This is a genomic window from Nostoc sp. (assembly GCF_036918245.1).
Taxonomy (GTDB): domain Bacteria; phylum Cyanobacteriota; class Cyanobacteriia; order Cyanobacteriales; family Nostocaceae; genus Nostoc.
On the sequence record NZ_JBALEF010000008.1, the window covers coordinates 1 to 21,233 of the forward strand.

13 protein-coding genes and 1 pseudogene are annotated in these 21,233 nt (G+C 39.9%); 4 read left to right on the plus strand and 10 right to left on the minus strand.

Going from position 1 to position 21,233, the window contains the following annotated elements:
* Window positions 1–220: 220 nt before the first annotated feature.
* A complete protein-coding gene (locus V7L12_RS02050; RefSeq protein WP_335081671.1) occupies window positions 221–685 on the minus strand; it encodes a hypothetical protein in 465 nt (154 codons plus the stop codon).
* 399 nt (window positions 686–1,084) lie between these two features.
* Here V7L12_RS02050 and V7L12_RS02055 point away from each other — a divergent pair, with 399 nt between their 5' ends.
* The gene (locus V7L12_RS02055) at window positions 1,085–1,993 is read left to right on the plus strand and encodes a hypothetical protein (RefSeq protein WP_335081672.1); all 909 of its coding nucleotides are present in this window, start codon (window positions 1,085–1,087) and stop codon (window positions 1,991–1,993) included.
* A gap of 132 nt (window positions 1,994–2,125) precedes the next feature.
* Here the strand turns inward: V7L12_RS02055 and V7L12_RS02060 are convergent, their stop codons facing one another.
* The 5 genes and pseudogenes from V7L12_RS02060 to V7L12_RS02080 form a co-directional block, all read right to left on the minus strand.
* Window positions 2,126–3,382 (minus strand): glycosyltransferase family 4 protein, encoded by a 1,257-nt coding sequence (locus V7L12_RS02060; protein ID WP_335081674.1) that lies wholly within the window; start codon window positions 3,380–3,382, stop codon window positions 2,126–2,128.
* Window positions 3,383–3,552: 170 nt separating this feature from the next.
* Window positions 3,553–6,714 (minus strand): annotated as a pseudogene (locus V7L12_RS02065) (amino acid adenylation domain-containing protein); the annotation flags it as partial.
* A 258-nt stretch (window positions 6,715–6,972) separates the two neighbouring features.
* Window positions 6,973–8,460 (minus strand): IS1380 family transposase, encoded by a 1,488-nt coding sequence (locus tag V7L12_RS02070; protein ID WP_335081676.1) that lies wholly within the window; start codon window positions 8,458–8,460, stop codon window positions 6,973–6,975.
* An 18-nt stretch (window positions 8,461–8,478) separates the two neighbouring features.
* Complete coding sequence (locus V7L12_RS02075; protein ID WP_335081678.1) at window positions 8,479–9,285, minus strand: hypothetical protein; 807 nt, start codon at window positions 9,283–9,285, stop codon at window positions 8,479–8,481.
* Entirely contained in the window at window positions 9,254–10,108 is an 855-nt protein-coding gene (locus V7L12_RS02080) for a hypothetical protein (protein WP_335081680.1), read from the minus strand. Before V7L12_RS02080 ends, V7L12_RS02075 begins: the two co-directional genes overlap by 32 nt.
* 545 nt (window positions 10,109–10,653) lie before the next feature.
* Here V7L12_RS02080 and V7L12_RS02085 point away from each other — a divergent pair.
* From V7L12_RS02085 to V7L12_RS02095, 3 genes are all read left to right on the plus strand, one after another.
* On the plus strand, window positions 10,654–11,577 hold the full coding sequence (locus tag V7L12_RS02085; protein WP_335081682.1) for a pentapeptide repeat-containing protein: 924 nt from the start codon (window positions 10,654–10,656) through the stop codon (window positions 11,575–11,577).
* A 128-nt stretch (window positions 11,578–11,705) separates the two neighbouring features.
* Window positions 11,706–13,064, plus strand: coding sequence for an AAA-like domain-containing protein (locus V7L12_RS02090; protein WP_335081684.1), 1,359 nt, complete (start codon window positions 11,706–11,708; stop codon window positions 13,062–13,064).
* 76 nt (window positions 13,065–13,140) lie between these two features.
* Entirely contained in the window at window positions 13,141–17,292 is a 4,152-nt protein-coding gene (locus V7L12_RS02095; RefSeq protein ID WP_335081686.1) for a two-partner secretion domain-containing protein, read from the plus strand.
* Window positions 17,293–17,444: 152 nt separating this feature from the next.
* Here V7L12_RS02095 and V7L12_RS02100 read toward each other — a convergent pair whose 3' ends face one another.
* The 4 genes from V7L12_RS02100 to V7L12_RS02115 form a co-directional block, all read right to left on the minus strand.
* On the minus strand, window positions 17,445–18,353 hold the full coding sequence (locus V7L12_RS02100) for a hypothetical protein (RefSeq protein WP_335081688.1): 909 nt from the start codon (window positions 18,351–18,353) through the stop codon (window positions 17,445–17,447).
* Window positions 18,337–19,110 (minus strand): hypothetical protein, encoded by a 774-nt coding sequence (locus V7L12_RS02105; protein WP_335081690.1) that lies wholly within the window; start codon window positions 19,108–19,110, stop codon window positions 18,337–18,339. Before V7L12_RS02105 ends, V7L12_RS02100 begins: the two co-directional genes overlap by 17 nt.
* A 51-nt stretch (window positions 19,111–19,161) precedes the next feature.
* Window positions 19,162–19,623, minus strand: a complete 462-nt coding sequence (locus V7L12_RS02110) for an SET domain-containing protein (protein ID WP_335081692.1) — start codon at window positions 19,621–19,623, stop codon at window positions 19,162–19,164.
* Between the two features lie 420 nt (window positions 19,624–20,043).
* Window positions 20,044–20,637, minus strand: a complete 594-nt coding sequence (locus tag V7L12_RS02115) for a hypothetical protein (RefSeq protein WP_335081694.1) — start codon at window positions 20,635–20,637, stop codon at window positions 20,044–20,046.
* Between the last annotated feature and the right edge of the window lie 596 nt (window positions 20,638–21,233).

The following is a 21,233-nucleotide window of genomic DNA, read 5'->3' on the forward strand; positions in this document are numbered from 1 at the left end:
ATGATGTTTAAGCTTGTAAGAATAAAATTGTATTATGAAAATTTTCCACCAAACCACTCTTATATTTATTGCCCTTTATTAAGAATATATCTCACAAATTTTTCTATCCCAAATCTGTTTTTTTGAAAGCGAATGTAATTTTTTACTCCTTTTTCATTAATCAACTTCCGTAATAACCGATTGTGACAGTTAAGGGTGCGGAATGTGGGTTACAAATTTTTTAAGTTATTTTTAGATGATGTCTGACAACGACTTTCCAAATATTCTCTCCTCTTAATTGACGAGGGCGCAGTCCATGAGCAAAACAGATATTTTCTATGATATGACGGCTTTGACAAAAATTATCTGATTCAACGGACACTTCTACCATAATGTTCGGGTCTATGTCATCGGCATTGATAATTGTCTCAATATATGGATTGTTATCCCAGATTGCATACCCGTTTTCTTGAGCTTTTTTATAATAGTTTAAAGGAGCAGTCAGTAATTTTATGAGTCGTCCTTTGTTTAAAAATAATGCTTCGACTAATGGTGTATAACATACACAGCTTCCTATTCCGAGATAACTAGGTATTGCCAAGTCACAGTCATACTTTTCAGTATAATACTTCGATGCAGCTAATGGTTCTGAATCTCGAAATCGTGGATAGAAGATAGATTGATCTGTACTGCTGTTATTAAACATATTTTGTTCTTCCGTATTTAGTGTGTTCAGTCTTTAATAAAAAGGCAGTTTTTGATTTTGCGATCGCAACAATTGAGCCATCTCAAAAGCTACCAAAACACCAACCTATGAACAAATAAGGACTGTAGAAATTTTCAAGTAGCTTTGGACAATCATTTTAAAATTTTTTCAATGTAACTGTAAAACTTTCTCTTCTCGAACTCTTTCATCTCTCTATTATTAATATTTATGATTTTTTTGGAAACAACGCAGGTGGTGTTATAAATCATTAAAAGAGTTACGTTAGAGAGATAGTAAAAGCGATCAAAGTTTTTGAAGTACATACGGTTAGAGTTTCCAAATTTCACAAGATTTTAGATATGTCAACAACGATGTCACCTACAGAGGTAAGGAGAATTCATGCTGTTAAGTACTAATTTTAAGAAGCTAGTAGCTGTTCGCTCTAGAATGGTATACGAATTTATTTTGAATCTTTTACCAAATCCTCAAGTTTCGCCAAAACCAGAAATTGAGCTAATGTTCTTGACAATGACCGGAGCTAAACATTTACCATTCCTTCAACAGTGTTTGTTCTCTTTATACACTAGCTGGTCATCAATACCAAAGCTACAAATCGTTTCTGACGGCTCGATTACTATATCAAAACTAGAAGAAGCACTGGCATGGTGGACTGGAACAAAGTCCTTCAGCTACTGGGAGGAAAGTGTTTCCTATCACAGACAGAAAGGGTGTGAATCTGTGGCACAATTTGCCGAGAAAAATTTGCTGGGTAAAAAATTAGCAATTCTTCTAGAATTCGGCAAATGTGGTGCAACTCTTTGGTGTGATAACGACATTCTCTGGTTTAAGGAACTACCAGGATTACCACTAAAAGATCAAGACAGCGATCTGCCAATTTTGAAAGTCTCTGAGGACTTTATGGCAAGCTATGACATAGATATTCTAGAACAGAGTCTCAGTCATTTGTATAGTCCACCATTCATCAATACAGGTCTAGTCTTCTTAAAAGGAGATCTGCTACAGGCTTCTAATTTAGATCATTTACTAAAAATAGCAGCAGAAAATTCTGAGTTTCATACTGAGCAAACAATTATTGCTGAGGCAGCTTATCAGCTAGGAAATAGTACTTGGTCTCCAGAAGAAATCGCCTGTTTTGCCAAAGATAAATTCTCTATCACCTCTAACTACGCTGGCAAGCAATGGGCTGCTAGACATTATTTTAGTCCTGTACGTCACCTGTTTTTTCGAGATGCATTTGCGCTAAGGTTAGGGCTAAAGCAAAAACTTTTTGAACAGCAGAATATTTAGTCTTTAAGTAGCTAGTACAGTACGGCGTAAATAAACTACCTATTCAAAACCAATGAAATGCTTACGCTGTATTAATTTTGAATTTTGAATTTTGAATTTCGCCTTGCGGTACTAGTTTAGTTACTTCTACCCCTATAGGTTAAGAATTTGCTGGTACAACTGAATGTATCGTTGGGCTTGTACTTCTAACGAGTACTCTTCAACCGCAACCTTGCGGCAATTTTGACTCATACGATCGCGTAAATTAACGTCTTCTAATAGTTGGACAATCCCATCACAGAAATCATCAGCGTTTTCAGGTTTTGCTAAATAGCCAGTGATACCAGGACGGACTAAATCTGGAACACCACCAACATTGAAGGCAACTGTCGGCGTACCACAAGCTGCTGCCTCCAGACTGACTAATCCGCAAACATCAGCACGGGTTGGAAACAAAAATAAATCGGCGGCAGAATAGGCAACCGCTTTTAGGCGATCGCTGCTAATATAGCCAAGGTGCAGTACTTCTATTTCTGCGACATCTGAGATTGCCTTGGCTTCATCCCCAAAAGTCAGCAACACGGTTTCAGCTTTGAGCGATTTAGGTATGCGAGAAAGAGCTTTGAGCAATAGATCGCCACCTTTACGCCGATTGGTCATGTCTTGTGCTCCAAATATGAGAACTTTTTTATGCTGGGGAATTCCCAGTTCAGTTTGACACTGCTGTTGATCGAGTGGCTGATAGGCTACTGTATCAATTCCGTGGGGAATGTGATGAATGGGGAAACAGTTGAGCATACTCTGTTTAGCGCATTCAGCCAACCAACGACTAGGAGCCACAATCGTTAAGTTGGAGTGTCGATATGCCCAATTCTTTAACTTCCACTCTAGAGATGTGGCATCTCGTTGAATCGGAGGTAACGCATTAGGATAAGGACATTTTCCACAACCAGTCTGCCATTTTAAACAGTCATAACTGTAGGCACAGTGTCCCGTGAAACTCCACATATCATGTAGCGTGTAGACCGCAGGTTTATCTCTCGTTAATGAGGGAAGCATGAGATAGGAAAAATAATCATCATGAAGCAGGTGAAAGTTGAGTAAAGCAGCATTCTGATAACAGGCTTGATGTTTAAGAGCAGCAATTGAGGGATTGGCAACGTAATTCAAGCCAATTCGTCTTGTAATTGAGTTCGCTAAATCAACAAACTGATTTTTTCTTTGGACAATCTGTAGTGTATTTTTCAAATCATTAGCTTTTTCCTGAAACACTCCATCAATCTCATCTTTATAGGCAAAGAAAGATTGAATCCCGGCTCTGGATAAACCTTTATGAATATTGTAGGCAGCAATAAATGCACCACCTAAGCCAAACCAGTTATTAATATGAAGTATATTGAGAGAATTCATTTTACTTCGTCTTTAGTGCCTTGTCTCTTGAATATCCAATCTGTTTAACAACTGAAGATTCAATTAGGATCTGAATGTATTGTCTTAAAGAGGTTTGAAACAGTCATTTCTGAATGGCTAACAAGCTTCGTCAGCATCTCCTGATAGTTGTTTAATAAGCGATCAATTGTCTATGCTGTGAATTTCTCAGTGCCGTATTTAGCCCTGATCCGGATTGTCTTTGACAGTTCAACGTAAAGCTCCAATGGGGGTGTTTTGCCATAAAGTTCCATTGGCATATCACCCCATTGTGACGGTGCGATCGCTTCCCAACCTGGCATTTGATCTTGAACCGAGGGGGTCATGGTAATACTTGCTAGCAGATTGAGGGGACGTAAGTGTTGGATCTGCTCGATCACCCGATGCAGCGGCACCTTTTTATGTTCGATCGCTTCATTGACGGTTTCTTGAAGTTGTTTAATGACGGTTGAGCCAGTCTGTTCCGGCAAAATTAGCGATCGCAGAATCACGTCATTGATAAAGCAGCCAATCATCCGCTCTGTGTCTGGCCCGGTTCGGTTGCCGAGCGTTGCGAGAATCAAAATCTCATTTTGTTGGTTCCACTTCGCTAAAACAAGTTTGAAAGCGCTCAACAAGATGACAAAACTCGTCACCCTCTGTGAACGACCCAGCCTTTCAACCGAAAGAACCAGAGACTCAGGTAAGTGGATAAAACGGTGTCCTGCCTGTTTACTAGACAGCATCAGGCTTGGAGAGGGATGTAACTTGTCATCAACGAGTTTGCGTTGCCAATAACTGAGTTGCTGTGCGATCGCGGACTCATTATAGACTTGCTGCTGCCACAAGGCAAAGTCTGCATATTGGCATGATAGGGCTGGCAGGGGCGAAGGTTGCCCATTGGCGAAAGCCTGCATCAGTGCGTCTAATTCTTGCAGAAGCACACCAAATGACCAACCATCTGTGATCAGATGGTGCATGGTAATCACCAGCCAATACTCTTGCGGATTCAGTTGAAATAAAGCAGTTCTGATCAGGGGAGCAACAGTCAAGTTGAAGGGCTGCTGACGTATTTTAATTCCCAAACGAACCGCTTCCGACTCACGCGCCTCTGGGGGTAGGTGCTGGAGATTTTCATAGATTAATGGCAGGTGCAGGTGAGGTAAAACGATCTGCATCGGCTGATCGTTGATGACGGTGAAGACCGTGCGGAGATTCTCATGACGGCGGACGATTTCATTCAAACTTTGCTCGACTACCTCTGGTGAGAGAGAACGCCTGACTCGCATCAGAGTCGAACTATTGAGAGTTGCAACCTTACTATCTGATTGATTTAGTAACCATAACGCCTGCTGTGATAGCGAGAGAGGCACGGGTGTAGATGGGCTTCTCTCCAAGGGAGACATGGCTTTATTTGAACTGGGTGTTGGATGGGCTTTGAACGATTCAATTAACTTGCTGAGGGCGGCGATCGTCGGGTTTTCAAACAGACACCGCAGGGGAAAATCAATCGCAAAGGCTTGGCGAATTCGGAAGACGAGTGAGGTTGCCAGCAGAGAATGTCCGCCCAAATCAAAAAAGTTATCATAAATCCCGACTTTCTCAATCCTGAGAATCGCAGCCCAAAGGTTAGCTAAAATTTCTTGGGTGGGGGTGCTAGGTGCTACGAAGCTAGATTCTAGTCCAATCTTGAATTCCGGTATGGGTAGAGCGCGACTATCAACTTTTCCATTGGACGTTAAGGGAAACTTTTCTAGGACAACAAAGGCAGATGGAATCATGTACTCAGGCAGTTTTTTCTGGAGATAGTGGCGAAGGTCTTGAATATATGTCTCTAAACTGTTCCAAGTCGATTCGCGATCGCCTAAACTATTTGCTCCCGTTTTTTGAGGGAAACACTGCTTTCCATTGGGTAACTCATAGAGAGAGCGATCGCCCTTGGCGGCTCCTAAAGGAGCATCGCCCAATATACCCTGCTCTCTTAAACTCACCAAATTGAGAATGGTTGAAGCTTGGATATGGTCAGGGACAATATAGGCTACTAATCGCTTATTATTAGGTTCATCCTCTCTGGCAAGTACAACACATTCTTGCACACCTTGGTGCTGAGAAAGTAGTGCTTTAATTTCTCCTAACTCAATCCGAAAACCCCGAATTTTGACTTGATGATCGATGCGTCCTTTATACTCAAGCTCACCTGTAGGCAAATATCGCGCTAAATCCCCTGTTTTGTATAAACGCGCTTGCTGCTGATTGCTAAAGGGATTGGGTACAAACCGCTCCTCAGTTAGTTCACTACGCCGCCAATATCCCCTCGCCACACCACCACCGCCAACATAAAGTTCTCCTACCACCCCAATGGGTACAGGTTGTTGGTATTTGTCCAGCAGGTAAATCTGTAAGTCGGAAATTGGCAGTCCTATTAAGCTACTTGTGGCTTTCACATCAGCTAAGGTTAAACGACGGATTGTCACATGAACCGTTGTTTCTGTAATGCCATACATATTTACCAACTGGGGCAGTTGATCCCCATGTCGCTCAAACCAAGGTTGCAACAAAGGTAACGAGAGTGCTTCTCCGCCAAATATCACTACCCGTAAACTCAATTTTTCTGTTGTCTTGGAGTGTTCATCAACTTGAATTAGTTGGTAAAAAGCGGATGGAGTTTGGTTGAGAACAGTCACTTGTTCAGCAACCAGTAAGTTGTAGAATGCTTGCGAGTCTCGGCTCACCTCGTAAGGCACAACCACAACACACCCGCCATACAGCAACCCTCCCCACAGTTCCCAAACCGAAAAGTCAAATGCAAACGAATGGAATAGCGTCCATACATCCGTTTCATTAAAATGATACCAATCTTCCGTTGCTTTGAATAACCGAACGACATTGTGATGAGTGATTAATACCCCTTTGGGCTTTCCTGTAGAGCCGGATGTATAAATCATGTACACTAGGTTATTACCTTGCACACCACTGACTAGGTTATTTCCGGGGTACTGAGCAATTTTGTCTGCCTCTTTATCTAAATACACAACAAAATTGCTTTGATCTAAAGTGTTGCGTAATTGCGAATTCGTTACCAACACTTGCACTTGTGCATCTTCTAGTATGTGGTTCAACCGTTCTTGCGGATTATTTGGGTCTAGTGGTACATACGCCCCTCCGGCTTTAAGTATTCCCAATATGCCCACGATCATTTCTAGTGAACGTTCTACGCAAATTCCTACCTTAGTTTCTGGTTTTATACCCAGAGTTTGCAAGTGATGTGCTAGTTGATTAGCCTGCTGATTCAATTCACGATAAGTCAGCTGTTGCCCTGCAAACTTAACCCGGATTTCTCACAAGTGAGAAAAAATCATTGAGGTGAGCAAAACTTAGGGTAAGTTATTTTATACAATACCGAACTAGATTCAAAAACAGAGTATGGTGACGTAGAAACCGAAATAATAAAAATAAATAAGATACAGATAAAAATAACAACTACTGAAGCAAACATCATTGAAACCAATAAGTAGACAGCCTAAAGCTAGGGTTAAGTTGAGTAAACTCACCCCAATAGCAAGCTAATAACTATGATGATAATGAAGTAAAAATCAACCAGGATAGGGTAAGAGAGATAAATAATTGTAGACCAGAGCGAAAATTTCTTTATAAGGGCAAGAGCTACTAATTGAAATTAAAATTTTTCGGCTAGTAACGGTGATAGTTGCTCCTAACTTTAGTAACTTGAGCCGAATAGTGCCAACAGTAGCGTTTTGGAGTTCGGTCTTGGCTAAATATTGCTCTCGTAAAGCATTCATTAAAATGTATGCAACAGATGAAAACCACAAACGTAACTGATTACCAGCAAACGTATGGGTACTGGTTCTGTCACTATTCAAGTCAAGCTTTTGCTCCTTTAACCGATTTTCCATCTCACCTCGTGGGCAATATTTTTGGCTATAAAGTCGTCCTGGAGGAACTAATTTGGTAGGGAGTGAAGTTACAACAAACCGAGTCTTTATTCCCGCTTCTCCATATTCTACTTTTGAAACAACTCGGCGATTACGACTCCAAGAATCTTTTGTTTTATAGTCGAGCGAAGAATACCAAACCGAGTTATCAACAAATGCTGTTGCTTGTTTTTCTAAATCTGGTGAGGGAGCCAATAAGGTTTCAAAAAACTCGACTACTGTTTGAATTTTTTGCGAGTATTCTTGGGATGCGCGGTATTGGATTGATTGGGACAGTTGTAATAGCCGACTATTTTGTGCTAACCCAAACACATAATCAACTCCAGTTTGGGATTCACACCAACTCATAATATTTTCTCTTGAATATGCGCTATCTCCACGCACCAGTATTTTTACTTTATCCCAGCGTGAACGTATGTGTTTTATTATTCGTTGCAATTCTGATAACGCTTCTGATGCTGGGTCTACGTTAGAAGCACGAAGCTTTGCTGCTAATAAATGTTTTCCACAGAAAATATACAGTGGAGCATAACAATAACCTCGGTAATAAGGATTAAAGAAAACTTCTTCTTGATGACCATATACAAGATCATCTGTCACATCTAAATCCAAGATTATCTGTCGTGGTGGTTTTGAATATGATTCTAAAAATATTTCTACCAACAGTGTTTCTATAGCTGATGCATCATGTTCAATTCGGTGATATCGACTCTCGGCTCTTGAAGAGATGTTTTCTGGACAATGTTCCAGACGATTTAACGTACTTTTCCCGGCTAACGTAATTGATTCTTTCTCCGAATTAATCACTTTTCCAACTGCCAATGCAAATATCAAATCGTAGCGTAGGGCTTCATGGTCATTAATATCTTCATAGCCCATTATTAAACCATATACTCTCTGTGCAATCAAATTACTTACCGAATGCTCAATTCTCGAAGGTTCTCGGTAATCTTTAAAACACTGTGCTAATCGTGATGTTATCTCCCTTTTTCGGTCTAGCTCCGCAATTAAAGTTAGTCCGGCATCTGATGTTACAGTCTCACCGTTGAAATTAACTACGACTGGACATGACTTTACTGGTTCAAATTTCAACTGTTCCAGTATACAATCTGTTTTATTGGGGGTCATGCTTAAAACTGCTGGAATTCATGTGCAATAGATATTTTGGCAGTTTTCGACCCCTATTTTTTTTCGGCTTGCGAGAAATCCGGGTTTTACTCCTTGATAAATAGATTGCATTAATATTGATTGCAACTCATCATTAAGTTCTAAGCAAACAATACTCATTTCTTGAAGAGGTCGAGAGTAAACACACCCTAACCGCGTTGCTGTAGTACATAGAACTAAAGGCTGACAAAAGTTTCGTTGTTGCAAGTATTGTATTGTAGTGTCAATCAAAGAGAGCCATTGCAGTCTGAAAAAAATCTTTGAATAATCAAGTAGGAGTTGCTGCATCACTTCAGGTAAGAAATAATGAGCGCCATTGCACAGAACGATCAACTCAACAGGTTCAACGCTAGAGCAAATATACTGCATCGCTTCTCGAATAGCGATCGCCAGCATCACCACTAAATCCGGCTCTTGAGATGCACCAATTTGAATCTTTTGTTGAATGGCTGTAGTCCGATTAGGCAGCGAACAAGCTTGAAACAGAACAATTTCTCTACTATTCTGGAACATCTGACAGGCTATCTCAAAAGCTCCCAAACCAGCTAAAGGCCCCATTCCACCCAACAGTAGTAAAGCAGGCGCTTGAGTCTGTTTTGGTTTAAGCACAATCACTTCATTGGGGTAACTTTGATCCTCAACAGCCTCTGAGCATAGCTTTTTGTTTTGAGCGATCGCATACAGATGTTGTCGAAAATCTAAAGTTGCAGCAATAGCTTGTTGAGCATTGTCAAAAAAATGTTGAGCTTGAGGTTTAAGACACGGATAGCAGATGTTTTGCTGCATTTATTTCTTGTCTCATCTCTATAGTTAGTGCTTCCATTACAGTACCTAACCGAGTCAGGTACTCCTTAAACAAAAGTTTTGCCTGTGTATAGTCAATTGGAGTATTAGTAGCTTTGCTATACTCATTCAAGGCTTTGACGACCACTTGAAAGTGAGCCACTTCCGTTTCGTCTGCAACATGAACACCGATATAGAACAGAGCTTTATTTTTTTCTTCAGGGGAAAAGTGGTAATATTTGTCAATTAATTCTGAAAAAGCAAATAAGGCTCGCGTATACTCACCGTGGTTGTAAATTTCTGAGAACATATTTGTGAATAACCCCTTGGAAATATCATTTACCACCATGTTGTGATATATCCATTTCTTAAAATCACCCGCTTGGGGTAAACAATATTCATCTAATTGCCAAGGGTAATTTTCTAAAAAGCTGTTAGCAAAATCTTCATAGAGTGCAGCGTGAGTTACACCTTCGTAGTCCAACCCTAAATCTTCGTGACTAGTTTCAGCATTGAAGGCGCTAGCTAACAATAATTGTTCCCGTTCTTGAGTATCTTTGGTTAAAGCAAGACGTTGTAAACGGCAAGATAGACCATATATACCTAACATTTTCAAGTGCGTAGCTTTCCAGGAATTAAAGACTGTGGCTAATATTTTGTTTGACCAGCAATGCGTAGGTAACAGCTCAAAAAAGTTTTCACAATGTTGCAGTGACTCACTTGCTTCCAAGAAACTCTGACTCAAAGCCTGTTTCAACTTTTCGTCAGAAACCATGTTGATGATACTAGTAATCGTGCTGATAATACTGGATGTTGACGCGATCATAAATATAGATGTTAAAGGTTAAAGACTCCCTTTTTGAGAGGAAGATTGTATCAATCTTTTTCAAGCTAATATTGGGCATATTTTTCAGGTTGTCAGCAATAGAATCCGTTACGAAAATTCATACTTTCAGAGGTTTAGAAATTCTCATGTAAACGAATAAAAACCAAAATAGTAAACATGAATTTTTTGGATAACTTTTGCAAATACCCTTGCTCTAGAAGTTTATTAAAGCATTTTCATTTGAAATCAAACAAGTACATAAATGTCATATATTTATCTCTGCTGCAAGATATTTTTAGTTACGGTCTCACAGATCAGTTTTTTGTCAATATATAAGTATTACAACTTTGAACATACAATGTCATAAATATTCTTTTTGTACATATATATATAATTTTGTCAATAAATAAAATTCATATTTTTAGTGAAGATGTATTAATTTTGATAACAAAAAATCAAATATAAATTATTAATTAAATATTGCTATATTGAGAGACAATTCATTGTAGGCGGTAGTTTATTGTTATTTAAACTAGCTCAAAACAATGATTGCCCAAGAAATTATCAAACGCTATGCAGCTAAGGAAAGAGATTTTCAACACCTGAATTTAAGCCAGATTTATTTGCAGGGTGTTGATTTTAGTGGTGTTGATTTTAGTTATGCTAACCTCAGTAGTGCCAATCTCAGTCAGGCTAACTTGAGTTGTGCCACCCTGGTTTGGACAGATTTAAATCGAGCGGATTTCCAAAAAGCCAATTTGCAAAACGCAAACTTGTTAAATGTGAGTCTACTGTGGGCAAACTTAAGTCACGCTAATCTAACTAGAGTAAACTTAACCAATGCTCACTTAAATTATGCCAGGCTTGATTCTGTCTGCTTAAGAGAGGCAAATTTAACAGAGACTAATTTAGAAAAGGCTTGTTTGACTCAAGCAGACTTAACTGGGGCAAATTTGTTTAAAGCAAGTCTCAAAGCCACAGATTGCACTGGCGCTAAGTTTGATGATGCCAATCTTCGCCAATCCAACTGGGAAGGGGCGATTTTATGTGCTGCTTCTTTACAACGAGTTGATTTGGAAGGAGCGCAATTACAGGATACTATTTTAAAGGGAGCCGACCTAACAGAATCAGATTTAATTAAAGCGGATTTGAGTAGTGCAGATTTGACTGATGCAATTTTACGTCAAGCTGCCTTAGAGTTAGCCTGTTTATTTAATGCAGACTTGAGTCGTGCTGATTTAAAGTTAGCTTCTTTATTTAACGCCAACTTAGAGGAGGCGGTTCTAAATGGGGCAAATTTGAGTGATAGTGATTTAAGACACGCAAATTTCACAAATACTCAATTAGAGGAGGTAAATTTTTTCGGTTCTCGCGTTAAGGGAGCGCTATTTACTGATGCTATTGGGTTAACTCCTCAACAAAAGCAATGGTTGAGGAAAAATGGAGCATTGAATATTTCTGATTTGTAGAAAGAATTTCACACATGCGCCAAGAGAGGCGCAGAGAAGAAAAACAAGAGAAATATTTAGTGTCACAAACAATTTATAATTGCTGTATTAAAATATGGAGCTTTAAATACCTTTAATTTTGAAGACAGATGAGGAGCATAGAACAAATTATCGAATACACTGAAACATTAATTAATGATAAGACAGGAAAATCGCTCTCATTTATTCAAAAAGCTGTCTTGTCAGCATCTCTATTGGAAACAAAAAAAAGTTATGCACAAATTGCTCTAGAAAACAATTACTCAGAGAACTATATTAGGCAATTGGTTGCTCCTAAATTGTGGCAACTACTTTCTAATAGTCTTGGCGAGAAAGTTAATCGCACTAATTGTCGTGCTGTGCTAGATCAACGACTAGATAATTCATCTTTGCAAACAATATATCAGCCTACACATCTGTGGCAAAAGATAAATTTAGAACCTCCAGATGGACAAGTTCCGCTTGATTCTACCTTGTATATTGAGCGGGGTTTAGAACAAGTCTGTTATCAAGCAATTCTTCAACCTCGTGCGTTTATCCACATCAAAGCGCCGCGAAAGATGGGGAAAACTTCTTTAATGACTAGAATCCTTGCTTATGGTAGTTCGCATGGTTATCATACTGTAAGGTTAAGTTTACATCGTGCTGAAACAGAAGTTTTTAGCTCATTAGAAAAATTTTTACGCTGGTTCTGTGCAAATATTACTCATCAGTTAGGAATAAAGTCGAAGCTAGAGGAATATTGGGACGAGGATATGGGTGATTTGATGAACTGTACTATCTATTTTCAAGGGTATGTTTTACAGGAAATCAATACTCCCTTAATCTTAGCGTTAGATGAAGTGAATAAGTTGTTTGAATATCCTCAATTGACTCGTGATTTCTTGGGGCTATTGCGCTCATGGTATGAAGAAACTAGAGATATATCAATTTGGCAAAAATTACGAGTTTTAATTGTTAAATCTACCGAAATCTATATCAATTTAGATATTAATAAATCTCCTTTTAATATAGGGTTAGCAATTAATCTACCTGCTTTTACAAGATTGCAGTTAGAGGATTTAGCCCAACGTCACAGACTCCAATTAACAGCTTTCCAATTTGAACAACTAATGGCGCTTACAGGAGGATTTCCTTACTTGGTGCGACTGGCGTTTTCTCATAGCGTTCAACATCAAATTCCTCTGGACGATATACTACAAAATGCCACGAATGATACTGGAATTTTTAGTGAGCATTTGCACAATCAGTTACACTCTCTTATGCAAAGCCCTGATTTGGTTGATGCTTTTCAACAGGTTATCAGGTCAACTGTACCGATTACCTTAGAGCAAGAAGTAGCATTTAAGTTAAAAAGTTTAGGGCTGATATATCTAGAAAATAAAACTGCAACAGTTAGTTGTGGGTTATATAGAGAGTATTTTAGTGATTACTTTATTAATAAAACAACAATTTTAAATCATTCGTAATAAACAAGATCACAAAATCCCCGACTTATTTAATAAGTCGGGGATCTGTAACTTTGAATAAAAAACAAGTTGACTCATGTTGAAAGTAGTAAACATTCCTAGACAGTACTATTGGTATTTGAAAATATACATAATCTTATTTTTTAGTAATATATTTATTTATTTTCTTACCTGTTCTCACCCAGCTAACGCTCAAATAATACCTGATAAAACTTTAGGAACCGAAAAATCTACCATTACCCCTCAGAATATTCGTGAATTAGTTGGTGGAGGCGCAATTCGCGGTGGTAATCTTTTCCATAGTTTTCAAGAATTTAATGTTAATCAAGGGCAGCAGGTTTATTTTACTAATCCAGCAGGCATTAATAACATCCTCACTCGCGTTACCGGAAACCATATATCTAAGATTTTGGGTACATTAGGTATAGATGGTGCTGCAAATTTATTTTTGATTAATCCTAATGGGATTGTTTTTGGTAAAAATGCCCGGTTAGATATCGCAGGTTCTTTTGTAGCTAGTACTGCAAATGCAATTAAATTAGGAGAAAATGGGTTATTTAGTACAACAGAACCACAAAATAGTAATTTACTCACAATTCAGCCAACAGTTTTATTTGCTAATGCCTTGCACCAACAACAAGCAGAGATTAGTGTAGAAGGAAATTTAACAATAGGTAGTAGACAAACTCTTACGTTACAAGGAGATATTGTTACTAACACAGGTTCTTTGACTGTACCAGGGGGAACGGTGCAGATTTTAGGAAATCAGGTGAGCTTATTAAATAATGCCACCATTAACACTGATGCTATTAATAATGGCAATGGTGGCACTGTAATTATTAAAGCAAATGATCTAACCCGTTTTGAGGGTAATATTAGTGCCCGTGGCGGTGACAATTCTGGGAACGGTGGTTTTGTAGAAGTATCAGGTGCCAGAGTGGAATTTGCTGGTACTGTGGATACTAGTGCTGCAAATGGCTTTGGTACATTACTGCTTGACCCGAAAAATATTCTGATTCAAGCAGGGGGCGCTGTTAGCGGTCAAAGTTTAAGCCAAGCGCTAGCACTTAATAATGTCAGTTTACAGGCTAATAATGATATTACTGTTGATGATGATATCACAGGCGTTGGGGCAAATAATCTTAACTTAGAAGCGGGGCGATCGCTCACCATCAATCCCAACCGCAGTATTATTCTCAATGGTGGTAATTTTAGCGCCAAAATTAACGATGAAAATGCGATCGCAACCGTTAGAGATCCTGGAGTAGCGCAGTTTTTCATGAACCCAGGTTCCCAAATCCTCACCAATGGCGGGAATGCAACTATTAGATCAGGAAAGTTTGGGCAAAATAGTCAAATTAATGCTACCAATGCATCTATCATCTCTGCAAAAAGTGGCGGGAATGGTGGTGACATTGCCCTAAACGCCATCAATGATATTACAACTGGTAATTTAATTAGTGGGTTTTTCAACATACCCAATATCACCGACTCCATTAATAGCGGTGACATTACGATCAACAGCACCGCAGGCGGAATTACTACTACTAATTATCTGTTAGCTAATGCTCAACAGCAAGCAGGAGATATTTCACTACTAGCCGCAGGTAATCTTAGCCTCAATGCCGCAGGTGACTTTCCTCGCTCAGGTAATATTGCTTCTATTGGAGACACACCAGGAAAAATTACATTTACTAGTGGTAATATCCTCTCTGGTAAAAATATTCGCATTGTCAATGCAAACTTAGGTGCTGATAGAGGCAATGACATTACCCTGACTGCTCGCTCAATCTTTCTGGACACTACATCTATTTTCGCCCTGGCTAGGGGTAAAGGTCGAGGAGGAAATATGATCCTCAATGCTACAGATGATGTAGTGATGCGGACAAGCGATATTGGTACAAATTCTGATGCGGCGTTGGCTGTAAATCTTCCTACTGGTGCTAGCGGCGATGCTGGGGATTTTACTCTCAATGCTCGTCGGTTGAGCATTAGCCAAGACCCAACAGCTTTTTTCCCTTTTAGAGCAACTTCCATAAGTACTGGAACTGACGCAAACACAACGGGTAATGCCGGGAATTTAACAATCAATGCTTCAGAATCCGTAGAACTTATCGGTCGTCAACCTACAACCCCAATACTTACCCCTAGCCAATTGGTGAGCCAACTTCTACAAGGAACAGGAGTAGGTATAAGCACAAATGCTTTCGGGAGTGGCAACTCTGGCAAACTGACGGTTAACACTGGGCGCTTAGTGCTTCGAGATACAGGTGGAATTAGCACGTTCCCAGTCTCAGGTAATGGCGGAGATTTAACAATTAATGCTACAGAAATACTGTTGCAGAATTTTGCCGGCATTCAAACAGCAACTGCTGGTTCAGGGCAAGCTGGGAATTTGACAATCAACGCTGATAAAGTAACGCTTACCGATAGGTCGATAATCAATGCAACGGCGCTAGCTGGTACGGGCAATGCTGGCAACTTAACTTTATCAGTTAAACAACTAAATGTCCGTGATGGTTCCATCGTTTCCTCAGCAACTACAGGAGAGGGGAATGCAGCAACATTAAATCTCAATGCTACCGACAAAGTAGAAGTGGTGGGGACTTTTGCAGACAATAGCAGTCTTCCTAGTGCGATCGCAACGGCTTCCTTGAGTCCGATTGGTAATGCTGGGCCTTTGAATATTAGAACTGGGCAGTTAATTGTCCGCCAAGGAGGAGAGATTACCACCGCTACCGTTGGTCAAGGAAATGGCGCACCCATTACAATTAATACTCGCACTTTGCAATTAGATAACGGTAGGATTAACGCTTCTACAGCTGGTGCAGGTAACGGAGGTGATATTACTATCAACGCCAGCGAATCTGTAGAAGTTGCTGGAAATGGATTTGCAGACTTGCAAGAAAAAATTATCAATCCAGCTTATGCGGGTACTCTCAGCCTTGATAACTTTGACCAGGGAATCGTTGCTGTGAGTGCAGGCCAAGGTAAAGCCGGAAATGTTGTAATTCAAACCCCGAATTTTCTTAGCCACAATAGTGGAATAATTGCTACTACCGCCTTGGGTCAAGGACAGGGGGGGAATATTAACATCAATACCAGTAATACTTTCGAGTTAGATAACTCTTTCATCGGTACAGGAACATTAACCAATGCCGAATCTGGCAATGTTAACCTAACAGCGCGTCAACTTACAGCCAAAGGGGGCGCACAGGTATTTACTACTACCTTTGGTTCTGGAAAAGCAGGGGATTTAACAGTTAATGCTTTCGAGTCCATTGATTTAATTGACCCCTTGCAGCAGGGTTTCGGTTCAGGCTTATTTGCCTCTTCGGCTCAAACTGCTTCGGGAGACGGAGGAGACATCAATATCAACATTCCCAATGGTGACTTAAATATCCGCGATCGCGCAACCATTTCCGTTAGTGCTTTAGGGACAGGCAATGCTGGAGATGTCAATATTGATGCCCGTTCAATTTTTCTTGATCAAGGTTCCATCACTGCTACCAGCGTTTCTGGACAAGGAGGTAACATCAACTTCAAGGTAGCCAATAACTTACTTTTACGAAATAATAGTCAAATTTCCACCCGTGCAGGAATAGAAAACAGTGGCGGTGGTAATGGTGGCAATATGGATATTAATAGTGGATTTATTGTTGCTGTCCCGCAAGAAAACAGCGACATCACCGCCAATGCTTTTGCTGGAAATGGTGGGGATATCAACATTACTACTCAAGGTATTTTTGGCTTACAGGTTAGTGATAAACTCACCCCAAATAGTGACATCACCGCCAGTTCTCAATTAGGCATCAACGGCATCGTTAATATCAACACTCCAGATGTTGACCCTACCAGAGGATTAACTCAATTGCCTTCTGTGCCTACCGATCCTGCAAATCAAATTGTCGCAGGTTGTCCCAGCAACGAAGAGGCGAATTTTGTGGTTAGTGGACGGGGAGGCTTACCAGAAGACCCCCGCCAAGTGTTGCGTGGTCAGGTAGTTTTAGAGGATATGCGAGTAAGTGCAGATTCCCCAAATAAACTTTCAGAGCAAATCAGCCATAGAAAAGTACCAGATATAAAAGGGCAACCACCATTACTAGAAGCTACTGGATGGATGATTAATCAACTAGGACAGGTGGAATTGGTGGCAAATATTACTACCCAAATACAACCTGATAGTGGGAGAAATAAAAGTGATTGTGGGAATTTATCAAAATTTTAGAACACGTATCACAGAAGTTGGGCTTGGCTGCATAATCTCAGCTTTCTGACAATGCGTAACTTCTATTATATCTGAGGTTTGAACTATCAAAGCTACTACTAAACCATCAACAGCTAAGTGTGACCTTAAGGCATTTATGAGACTTACGAACCTTACAGATTCTTAGAGAAAGCAGTGCTGTCAGCAAGTGGCAAGATTATCGGCGTTTTGAAGTTCTCAAAATCTGGGAGAAATCTTTTTACAGCAAAACGAACGGCTTCACGTGCCATATCATCTATAGCCGTGCCAACAACCAGAATATTAACGCCTGTACCAATAAATGCTTTAAAATTTTTGATGTTGATGCCACCTTCTGCCAGAGTAGGTGTAGTTACAGAATTAACCAAGGCTTTCAATCGCTCCTGAACGGGCGGAGCAATTTCGCCGGCAGCGACACCCTCGTAGCTCATGCCAGTCGTCAAACCAATCATGTCTACACCAATTTCTTGCATCTCTTTCGCAATTAGAGCAACCTCTTTCGGTGTTTCGGCTGGGATGCCAAACAAATGTAGATCACTGGGATGGGCAATATAGGCATCTACAACCAAGCCATTGCGATGTGCCACTTTGACTATATCGCGCAAATCTTCCCACGTGGTTTTGTGAACGTGAAGCCCATCTGCCCCAGCGAGAGAGAGTAGCATTGCTTCCTTATCCGTAAAGGGTGTCGGCACTGTTTCGGTGAAAGTGCCCGGAGCACCTACGGTGATAAAAATATCATCACTGACGACGTTACGAACTCCTTCTACCACAGTAACCATTTCCTCAATCGGAATTTCATGGCGGAGTAACTCAGCATCGTGCATGGATGTGACACCTTTGTATCCACGAGCCAAGGCGACAGCTGGATGATTCGGTTCGAGCAGCCGAGCGCCAGCTTCCACAGCGGCTAGAGCCAGCCGAGCATCATCGCCAGTGATCCCCGTGCTGAGTAATGTTGTTCCACCGTGAGCCTTAATCGCATCATGAACTTTCTGCATGGCAAAATGACGCTTGCGTTTCATATCATATAAGATCATCATAAATAGATTCCATAAAGTTAAGAGTGTCATTACAAGCTTGGAAAAATCCTTGATGTAATCGTTGATAATCTTGCTGATTATTCAGAGTTTTTTCAATTGTATGAACTGCCATGTTAGCGTGTTCTTGTTCTCCAGTATCGCTTAGATGAATTTTAAACCAATTCGTTGTTACCAGTTGTTCTGAAAACATCTGGCGACTACTTCGCTCAATCAGATCAATTTGATAAGCGCCTTCTACTTCAATACCAAGAGAATATCCTAATGAGAAAGGAATATCAGCAGTAAAACCCTTTAGTAGTGCATTAATAAATGTTTGTGCACTGACTGATTCTTCAATTTCTAAACCACAGCTATCAATAAATTCTTTTAATAAAACAAAATGTGAGCTAGGAGTTTTTTCTTCTTTAATCATAGCTTTAATATAATCGCGCCAGTTCTTATCTTTATGTACATGAAGCGCACGCGGTAACACTGTACAGCAAAAGCCACGACAAGAAGCATGATAGTAGTTACTAAAAAAAGTTTGCCATTCTGCTTGAGACATTTCACCACTAAGCAGTTTTAAATACATACGATTTCTGAGTACTGGATGATTTAATATTGCAAAACGGTGTAACTCATCAACTGTTTCTTGTTTCGCAATTCTTTGTCTTGGTTTTAATCTGTGATTCAAAATCGCATGAATTTCTTGAAATACTTGTTGATTTGTTTCTTCTTTAATTTGAAGCTTAAACCCTAACATTTGCGAATTAGCCAAATTCAAAAAACCCATTAATCTCACCTTAACAATAATTAACTTAGATTGTCTCTAAATGTTTAATTTTTTTAAGTAATCAGCAATAAAATTACCATACTTTTTGCTGATTTGAGTAGAACGAAACTTAAACCCCAAGGTTTTAATTCTACAGTTATAAGCGTTACAACAACATTCTGGAATAGCAATAGAAATGTATTCTGTTGTTTCATAATCCCATGTAATTTCACTTCCTTCATTTATATCTATCAAGGCGACAAAATTATATCCTCCAAATTCATTATTCTGAATTCCTGTGTTTGGATTACAAGAGTGATTGATTAGTCGTCCTGGTTCATCTAGTTCTATATGTAAATCAAAGTCTATTTGGAAGGAGTGATTAGTTCTTTCTGGTAAAATCTGGACTCGGTGTCCAATCACCACCTTCTCACCTTTACAGAAATTCCGGTTGGCAAAGACTCCTCTTCCTTTATTTGTAATCTCTATTTTGACTTCGCTTAAATTTTTTACATTCATGCTTACACCAACAATAAAATGGGAAATATTTCCTTATCCTTGAAAGCTGTTTGAGCAGTCAGTCAACCCAACTCAGCTTTTCTTCTCCCCATCTCCCTCTCCCCCGTCTCCTGCCCCCGTTCGGCTACGCTACTTCGACTTACTTCGACTTCGCTCAGTACAAGCCGCTCAGTACAAGTCACGGCAAGCCTGCTCAAGAACTCCCCATCACGGTGCCAGGTAATGGAAAGCCCCGTTGTGAGGTCAATTGCGGAGCAATTCATCCGGGCAAATCAGTCTCCTAGACGGGACCAAAGGCAGCTTTGAGAGGAAATGAATTCCAGGGTAGAGCCGGAACTTATTCTGCGTCGTCGCCGTCAAACACACAATACGACCCCAAACCACGACGACGAACGAGAAAAAGACGGTAGTACAGATGAATTAGAACCAAGTAGGAACATCATTATCATCATCCTCTCCATCACTTACTTCGTCCGGATCATGTTTCCCATTATCGTCTAAACCTCTAAAAGAACCGGAACTGTCTACGGCGGCAGCAGGTGCTAAGATCCACGAGTCGTCAGCATTTTCCACGGTAGTTATATAACCATCGTACTTTGTATCGGGAGCTAGGCTTTGATTACTGTAGGAGATGTTGCTGATGCGAACGTGATCGCCATAGTGAATTGGACCTGCATCGCCATCCGCATTAGTAATCTGCCAGCTCTGTTTATCCTCATCATTGCCATCTTGCCAATAGTAACAATCATGGCTATCCGCAAAAGCTCCCAAAACATTATTGTTGCCGATTGCTGATTCTGTCGTTGTGATTTTGATGCGGCTGTTGGATTGAACCTCGCCATTGCCGCCCACAAGTTTAAGTTTTACTACTTTTTTTTTCTCTTGACCCAACTTCGGCCAATTGTAGCGTCCTTGGTCAACCGCAATCCAGTATTTACCGCTCTCGTGTTTGAGATAAAAGTTATCATCAAACTTAACGACATCTTGAGACTTAACGACATCTTGATTAGACATGAGGATGTTCTCCTGATTAATTACACATTTGTGTTGCCAAAACTTATCCAGAAACAGCAAAAGGTTTCTTGACGACCTCGACAATCAACCGTTACACATCTATCACCCAACGCATAAAGTCTTCTCCTCGATCCCCACCATCCATCTAAATCGTATGTAAGCGATTGGTGCAACTGTCCATATGATGAACTCGGTTGAGGAGTTTTTTGGCTCCAGTACGCTCTGGAAGCGAAGCGCATGTAACGTATTGGTGACTGGCATTAGTGATTGTCATTATTTGTAAGTACTACTTCTTACGAGACATTTTCCCACTTTTCGTCCAAAGTAAAATACATAAAGATCATATTCTGATCGCAAAAATATTGATTTATATACAATAAAGTATATTTGTCAATATAGTAATCCTAGATGAAACATGAACAAAAATCATACATAAACGCCTTAGTAAACATAAAGAACTGCTGATTAGCTATTACTTGTTAGCTTTTACTCCTTCCATTTTATTGATGAATAATTGGTGATGTAACACTGTACAAACATTACAACATTTAGTCAAAACAGAGATTAATCTTTAACAAAAATACAAAGAATTTTTA